The organism is Bacteroides sp. 41_26 (assembly GCF_949740115.1).
Lineage (GTDB): Bacteria > Bacteroidota > Bacteroidia > Bacteroidales > Bacteroidaceae > Bacteroides > Bacteroides nordii.
Genome location: NZ_CATJGZ010000119.1, coordinates 1 through 7,326 on the forward strand (window position 1 = coordinate 1; position 7,326 = coordinate 7,326).

The following is a 7,326-nucleotide window of genomic DNA, read 5'->3' on the forward strand; positions in this document are numbered from 1 at the left end:
GATAGCAACCCATTTAACTTATTTAACTGTTTTTTCTTGCACAAATATTTGCGCAGGTCTTAGAATTCTGCGTTTCAATAAAGATTAAAAAACTCTGTGTCACTCTGTGGTGAAGTATGAATAATTTGCCAATATGCTCATTATTTATCTGCGTTTCATCAAAGATCTAAAAAAACTCTGTGTCCTCCGTGGTGAAAACGCCAACGCCTTGCCTTCATCTAGCCAACGCCTTGCCTCCATGCAGCCAACGCCTTGCCTATTTTCTACAAATTCCGCTCCTCCCCTCCAAATATTTCCCCTGCAAAACCTCCGGAATTACTCGGATTCTTGTTACCTTTGACCCGTTTTTATAACGTCAACATTCCCCATGGAAAAGAAAAAGAAAAAAATCCTCATCAGCCTCCTGGCCATCCTCCTTATCGCCTGCGCAACAGCTGCCGGAACCGTTTATTATTACCTTCTGTATCCACAGTTTCATCCGGCCCGCACCGTCTACGTATACATCGACCGCGACGACACAGCCGACTCCATATATAATAAGGTGAAAACCTACGGCCATCCCACCACCCTCACCGGATTCCGCTGGCTGGCCAAATACCGGCAACTCGAAAAAACAATCCACACCGGACGATACCCCATTCGCCCCGGCGACAACGCCTATCACGTCTACAGCCGCCTCTCCCGCGGCTATCAGGAGCCCATCAACCTCACCATCGGCAGCGTTCGTACCCTCGACCGCCTGGCACGCAGCGTAGCCCGCCAACTCATGATAGACTCTGCCGAAATAGCTGCCCCCCTTTTCGACCCCGCCTTCCAGCAGCAACTGGGTTACAACCCCGAAACCATGCCCTGCCTCTTCATCCCCGAAACCTACCAAGTGTACTGGGACATGAGCGCCAACGATTTCTTTGAACGCATGCAGAAGGAACACCGGAAATTCTGGAACGCCGAACGCCTCGCCAAAGCCCAGGCCATCGGCATGAGCCCCGAAGAGGTGTGCACCCTCGCCTCCATTGTGGAAGAAGAGACGAACAACAACGCCGAAAAACCCACCGTAGCCGGACTCTACATCAACCGCCTGCACACCGGAATGCCCCTTCAGGCAGACCCTACCATCAAATTTGCCCTGCAAGACTTCGGACTGAGAAGAATCTCCAACGAAAACCTGCGCGTAGAATCGCCCTACAACACCTATACCAACACCGGGCTCCCTCCCGGACCGATACGCATCCCCTCAGCCAAAGGCATAGACAGCGTACTCAACTACACCCGCCACAACTACCTGTACATGTGTGCCAAAGAAGATTTCTCGGGCACCCACAACTTTGCATCCAACTATACCGACCACATGGCAAATGCCAGAAAATACTGGAAAGCACTGAACGAAAGAAAGATTTTCAAGTAATTCTGTGATAAAATGACCGTAAAAATGTATCTTTGCCAAAGACTAGAAGTAGGCAAGCGAGTAGTAAAGTAAGTAGTTAAGTAGTCAAGTAGTCAAGTAGCAAGTAGAATAGATAAAATGAAACATTTCTACTTAACTACTTGACTGCTTAACTACTTAACTACTCGCTTTACTACTTACTTAACTACCTGACTACTAAATAAAAATAACCGTGACTAACACTAATTAAAAAACAAAGATATGAGCAAGCAACTCTTACTTGGCGACGAAGCCATTGCACAAGCTGCACTGGATGCCGGACTCTCAGGCGTGTACGCCTATCCGGGCACCCCTTCAACCGAGATAACGGAATACATCCAGATGTCTCCCATTACGAGTGAAAGAAACATACACAACCGCTGGGCAGCCAACGAAAAAACAGCCATGGAGGCCGCCCTGGGCATGTCCTTCGTTGGCAAACGCGCACTCGTCTGCATGAAACACGTAGGCATGAACGTAGCTGCCGACTGCTTCATCAACTCAGCCATCACCGGCGTAAAAGGTGGCCTGATCGTAGTAGCCGCCGACGATCCCAGCATGCACTCCTCACAGAACGAACAAGACAGCCGCTTCTATGGCGACTTCTCACTCATCCCGATGTACGAACCCAGCAACCAGCAGGAAGCCTACGACATGGTGTACAATGGATTTGAATTCTCCGAAAAAACCGGCGAACCCCTGTTGCTGCGCATGGTAACCCGCCTGGCACACTCACGTTCCGGCGTAGAACAGAAACCGCAAAAACCACAAAACGAAATCGCCTTTGCCGAAGATCCCCGCCAGTTTATCCTCCTGCCCGGCAATGCACGCAAACGCTACAAAGCACTGCTGGCCCGCCAGGACGAATTTATCCGCGCTTCCGAAGCATCACCCTACAACAAATACACCGACGGCCCCAACAAGAAACTGGGCATCATCGCCTGCGGTATCGGCTACAACTACCTCATGGAAAACTATCCGGAAGGTTGCGAATACCCCGTACTCAAAATAGGCCAATACCCACTCCCCAAAAAACAACTGATGCAGCTCGTGAAAGCCTGTGACGAAATACTCGTCCTCGAAGACGGCCAGCCTTTCGTCGAAAAACAACTCAAAGGCTATCTGGGCATCGGACTCAAAGTAAAAGGACGCCTCGACGGCACACTCTCACAAGACGGAGAACTGAACCCAGACTCCGTGGCACGTGCCGTGGGCAAAGAAAACAAATCCGAATTCAGCGTACCTTCCGTAGTCGAAATGCGCCCACCCGCCCTATGTGAAGGTTGCGGACACCGTGATATGTACATCACACTCACCCAGGTGCTGACCGAAGAATACCCCACACACAAAGTATTCAGCGACATCGGCTGCTACACACTGGGAGCCAACGCACCCTTCAACGCCATCAACTCCTGCGTAGACATGGGCGCCTCCATCACCATGGCCAAAGGTGCTGCCGACGGAGGACTTTCCCCCGCCGTAGCCGTTATCGGCGACTCCACCTTCACACACTCCGGCATGACCGGACTGCTGGACTGCGTCAACGAAAATGCCGATGTAACCATCGTCATCTCCGACAACGAAACCACCGCCATGACCGGTGGACAAGACTCTGCCGGAACAGGACGCATCGAAGCCATCTGCACAGGACTGGGAGTTGACCCCGCACACATCCGCGTGATGACCCCGCTGAAAAAAAACTACGAAGAAATGAAACAGATCATACGCGAAGAACTCAACTACCACGGCGTGTCAGTCATCATCCCCCGCAGAGAGTGTATCCAAACATTAGCACGTAAAAAAAGAAACAAGTAAACCATGAAAAAAGACATCATACTATCAGGAGTAGGCGGACAGGGCATTCTGTCAATCGCCACAGTCATCGGTAAGGCAGCCCTGAAAGACGGGCTATACATGAAGCAAGCCGAAGTACACGGCATGAGCCAGCGCGGAGGAGACGTACAATCCAACCTCCGCATCAGCGACCAACCCATTGCGTCAGACCTCATCCCCTCCGGAAAGTGCGACCTCATCATCTCACTCGAACCCATGGAAGGACTACGCTACCTGCCCTACCTCAGCCCCGAAGGCTGGTTGGTGACCAACGAAACACCGTTCGTCAACATCCCCAACTATCCCGCACAGGAAGACGTACTGGCCGAAATCGGCAAACTCCCCCACAAAGTAGTGCTCAATGTAGACAAAGTAGCCAAAGAAGTAGGCTCGGCACGCGTAGCCAACATCGTATTGCTGGGAGCCACCATCCCATTCCTGGGCATCGACTACCAGAAAATACAAGACAGCATTCGTGAGATATTCCAACGCAAAGGAGAGGCCATCGTAGACATGAACCTCCAGGCACTGGAAGCCGGCAAGGAAATAGCCGAAAAATTAATCAAATAACACCAATGTGATACAACACAATGTGCCAATTGTCCGCGTCCAAACCACCGCAGCACAATTGGCACATCAACTCCATTGCTCCAATTAATAAAAACCATGAATACAACATACTGGGAAGAAGATATAGAAACCATGAGCCGCGAAAAGCTGAACGAACTACAACTGCAACGGCTCCGGAAAACAGTTTCGATAGCAGCAAATGCTCCTTATTACCAAAAGGTCTTTAAAGAACACGGCATCACCGCCCAGTCCATCCAGACACTGGACGACATCCGGAAAATACCCTTCACCACCAAAACCGACATGCGCGCCTACTACCCCTTCGGACTCGTAGCCGGCAACATGCAAAGAGATGGCGTACGCATCCACTCCTCAAGTGGAACCACCGGAAACCCCACCGTCATCGTACATTCACAGCACGACCTCGACTCCTGGGCAAACCTCGTTGCCCGTTGCCTCTACATGGTAGGCATCCGCAAAACGGATGTATTTCAAAACAGTTCCGGTTACGGTATGTTTACCGGTGGCCTCGGATTCCAGTACGGAGCCGAACGTTTGGGAGCACTCACCGTACCAGCCGCCGCAGGCAACAGCAAACGGCAGATAAAATTCATCAACGATTTCAAAACCACCGCCTTGCATGCCATTCCCAGCTACGCCATACGCCTGGCAGAAGTCTTTCAGGAAGAAGGACTGGACCCCACAGGCACCACCCTGAAAACCCTCGTCATCGGAGCCGAACCTCACACAGACGAACAACGGAGGAAAATAGAACGCATGCTGGGCGTCAAAGCCTACAACAGCTTCGGAATGACAGAAATGAACGGTCCCGGTGTAGCCTTTGAGTGCACCGAACAAAACGGCATGCACTTTTGGGAAGACTGCTATTTTGTAGAAATCATCGATCCCGAAACAGGAGAACCCGTTCCGGAAGGAGAAATCGGAGAGCTTGTACTCACCACCCTCGACCGCGAAATGATGCCCCTGCTCCGCTACCGTACCCGCGACCTCACCCGCATCCTACCCGGAAAATGCCCCTGCGGACGCACTCATCTGCGCATAGACCGCATCAAAGGACGCAGTGACGACATGTTCATTATCAAAGGAGTCAACATCTTCCCGATGCAGGTGGAAAAGATACTCGTGCAATTCCCACAATTGGGCAGCAACTACCTCATCACCCTGGAGACAGTCAACAACCAAGACGAAATGATCGTCGAAGTAGAACTGAGCGATCTCTCTACCGATAACTACATCGAACTGGAGCGCATCCGCAAAGAAATCACCCGCCAGCTTAAAGATGAAATACTGGTTACCCCCAAACTTAAATTGGTCAAAAAAGGCTCTCTCCCCCAAAGCGAAGGCAAAGCAGTAAGGGTAAAAGACCTGAGAAACAATATATAATAAATACACCAATGCGCCAATCAGGAGGCCCTCCCTCCCCAAATTGACGCATTGGCATATCAACTTCCTCAGCAAATGACACGTTGATATGTCCCCATTTTCCTTATTCATTATGCAATTATTAAAGAAAAGAATACAGCAAGACGGAAGATGCTTTGAAGGCGGTATCCTCAAAGTAGACAGCTTCATCAACCATCAGATGGACCCTGTATTAATGAAATCCATCGGAGTAGAATTTGTTCGCCGCTTCGCCGCCACCAATGTCAATAAAATCATGACCATAGAAGCCAGCGGCATTGCCCCCGCCATCATGACCGGCTATCTCATGGACCTCCCCGTTGTATTTGCCAAAAAGAAATCGCCCAAAACCATTCAGAACGCATTGAGCACCACCGTACACTCCTTCACCAAAGATCGTGACTATGAAGTAGTTATCAGCTCCGATTTCCTCACCCCCGAAGACAATGTGCTCTTTGTCGACGACTTTCTCGCCTATGGAAATGCCGCCCTCGGTGTGCTGGACCTGATCAAGCAATCGGGCGCCAATCTGGTAGGAATGGGATTCATTATAGAAAAAGCCTTTCAAAATGGCCGGAAAACACTTGAAGAGCAAGGTGTACGTGTAGAGAGCCTGGCTATCATCGAAGATTTATCAAACTGCCAGATAAAAATCAGATAACACGGCAGCGGACTACGGGGAACACTTTATATTCGGATTTTAGAAATCTGGCAGCAGCCGCCAGTCATTTTACATTCGGATTAAAGTATTGCCCCTTTTTCTTTGTGACTTTCCCATACTGCACAGCCTTCTGCGGACATACATGATAGCAAGCCAGGCAGGAAGTACAATCTGCTCCCCAAACCGGTTTCCAACCCACCATCACGATATTCAACATCGGACAAACCTTCTCACACCGCTTACAGGCAATGCAGGCATCCGTTGCATGAAATTTCCCCACTGATATGCCCTTCTTGATAAAAAGAGGATTGATCAACTTCGTCTTAATAAAAGGAAAACGCCCTTCGTTGCACTGAAAAGATTTAGTCCTCTCCTCTATCATCTCTCCCACTTCGCCCACTCTCTGAACAGCATTATCCAGCTTCCGTTTCTCTACCTCTTTAGAATCTACATCAAAACCAGGAAGCAATACATAATTATTAGGCATAGTAACTGAGAATCCCGCATCACATCTCCATCCCTTTGCAGCCACTGCGTCGCAAAACACCTGCTGAGCCAGCCCGGTATCATCACCACACGAACACACAAAAAAGAAATACTGACTATGATAATTAGACAAAGATAAACTCTGCAAGAATTGGAGAACAATAGGAGGAGGCCCCCAGGAATAAATAGGAAATACGAAACCGACCTTCTCTTTATCGGCCAGCTCATAATGGGTAACTGCATTCCGCATAGCTTCCGGAATGAATATCAATTGTTCTTTCAGCACACCAGCAAGCTGCTCTGCAATCCACTTAGAGTTTCCTGTACCAGAAAAATAAAATATCATAAAGGGGAGGGGTATAAAAAAGCCGCACCGACGATGTGATGAAACTCTGATAGAACAAGATTTGAGTGCTCGCCCTCTTTGTAATCCACCGGCATTAAGCTGTCCCGAAGGATGTGGCCCGCCATTGAGAGCTGAAGCGTTCTCGGTTTATCAGATTAATTTGAAGAGTTTCCCGATCAAGTCGATACGGCTAATATTTTAACTACACAAATGTAACAACTTTGTATGAGATAAACAAGGAAAAGCAGCTTTTTGTTTACCCTCAAAATAACTTTTTCTCCCGTCCGGAGGGAGTTCCGGAAAAGAAAAATGCCGGTTGCTGTAAAGCAACCGGCACCTATAATTCTTACACTGTGTAACTTAAGCAGCTTTTGCTTTAGCAACTACAGCCTTGAAAGCTTCCGGATGATTTACTGCTAAATCAGCCAAAACCTTGCGGTTTATTTCGATACCGGCTTTGTGCAAACCGCCCATCAACTTAGAATATGACATTCCTTCAAGACGTGCAGCAGCATTGATACGTTGTATCCAAAGAGCGCGGAAGTTTCTTTTCTTATTTCTACGGTCACGGAACGCGTAAGTCAA

7 protein-coding genes are annotated in these 7,326 nt (G+C 49.1%); 5 read left to right on the forward strand and 2 right to left on the reverse strand.

Translation table 11 applies throughout. The features are described 5' to 3' along the window. Window positions 1–367 precede the first annotated feature (367 nt). The 5 genes from mltG to xpt all read left to right on the forward strand — a co-directional run bounded on the left by mltG (window position 368) and on the right by xpt (window position 5,909). Window positions 368–1,405, forward strand: a complete 1,038-nt coding sequence (gene mltG, locus QX565_RS17815) for an endolytic transglycosylase MltG (protein WP_289293774.1) — start codon at window positions 368–370, stop codon at window positions 1,403–1,405. Window positions 1,406–1,645: 240 nt separating this feature from the next. After that, window positions 1,646–3,238 carry a thiamine pyrophosphate-dependent enzyme gene (locus tag QX565_RS17820; protein WP_289293775.1) on the forward strand — a complete coding sequence of 531 codons (1,593 nt, stop codon included), beginning with the start codon at window positions 1,646–1,648 and terminating at the stop codon, window positions 3,236–3,238. A 3-nt stretch (window positions 3,239–3,241) separates the two neighbouring features. Continuing rightward, the gene (locus QX565_RS17825; RefSeq protein ID WP_002561634.1) at window positions 3,242–3,826 is read left to right on the forward strand and encodes an indolepyruvate oxidoreductase subunit beta; all 585 of its coding nucleotides are present in this window, start codon (window positions 3,242–3,244) and stop codon (window positions 3,824–3,826) included. A 96-nt stretch (window positions 3,827–3,922) separates the two neighbouring features. After that, window positions 3,923–5,230, forward strand: a complete 1,308-nt coding sequence (locus QX565_RS17830; RefSeq protein ID WP_002561635.1) for a phenylacetate--CoA ligase — start codon at window positions 3,923–3,925, stop codon at window positions 5,228–5,230. Window positions 5,231–5,342: 112 nt separating this feature from the next. Next, window positions 5,343–5,909, forward strand: a complete 567-nt coding sequence (gene xpt / locus QX565_RS17835) for a xanthine phosphoribosyltransferase (protein ID WP_044166434.1) — start codon at window positions 5,343–5,345, stop codon at window positions 5,907–5,909. A gap of 64 nt (window positions 5,910–5,973) precedes the next feature. On the opposite strand, the gene QX565_RS17840 is transcribed toward xpt, so the two are convergent. Together QX565_RS17840 and rplT are read right to left on the reverse strand one after the other, a co-directional pair. Further along, window positions 5,974–6,741 carry an EFR1 family ferrodoxin gene (locus tag QX565_RS17840; protein ID WP_289293776.1) on the reverse strand — a complete coding sequence of 256 codons (768 nt, stop codon included), beginning with the start codon at window positions 6,739–6,741 and terminating at the stop codon, window positions 5,974–5,976. Between the two features lie 360 nt (window positions 6,742–7,101). Then, window positions 7,102–7,326 (reverse strand): 50S ribosomal protein L20 (rplT, locus tag QX565_RS17845; protein WP_289293777.1); only part of this gene is annotated, 225 nt, incomplete at its 5' end.

Bases quoted from the DNA above. Each gene is read 5' to 3' on its own strand.
- QX565_RS17830 (WP_002561635.1), top strand. From the start codon at position 3,923: ATGAATACAACATACTGGGAAGAAGATATAGAAACCATGAGCCGCGAA.
- QX565_RS17820 (WP_289293775.1), top strand. From the start codon at position 1,646: ATGAGCAAGCAACTCTTACTTGGCGACGAAGCCATTGCACAAGCTGCA.
- xpt (WP_044166434.1), top strand. From the start codon at position 5,343: ATGCAATTATTAAAGAAAAGAATACAGCAAGACGGAAGATGCTTTGAA.
- QX565_RS17825 (WP_002561634.1), top strand. From the start codon at position 3,242: ATGAAAAAAGACATCATACTATCAGGAGTAGGCGGACAGGGCATTCTG.
- QX565_RS17840 (WP_289293776.1), bottom strand. From the start codon at position 6,741: ATGATATTTTATTTTTCTGGTACAGGAAACTCTAAGTGGATTGCAGAG.
- mltG (WP_289293774.1), top strand. From the start codon at position 368: ATGGAAAAGAAAAAGAAAAAAATCCTCATCAGCCTCCTGGCCATCCTC.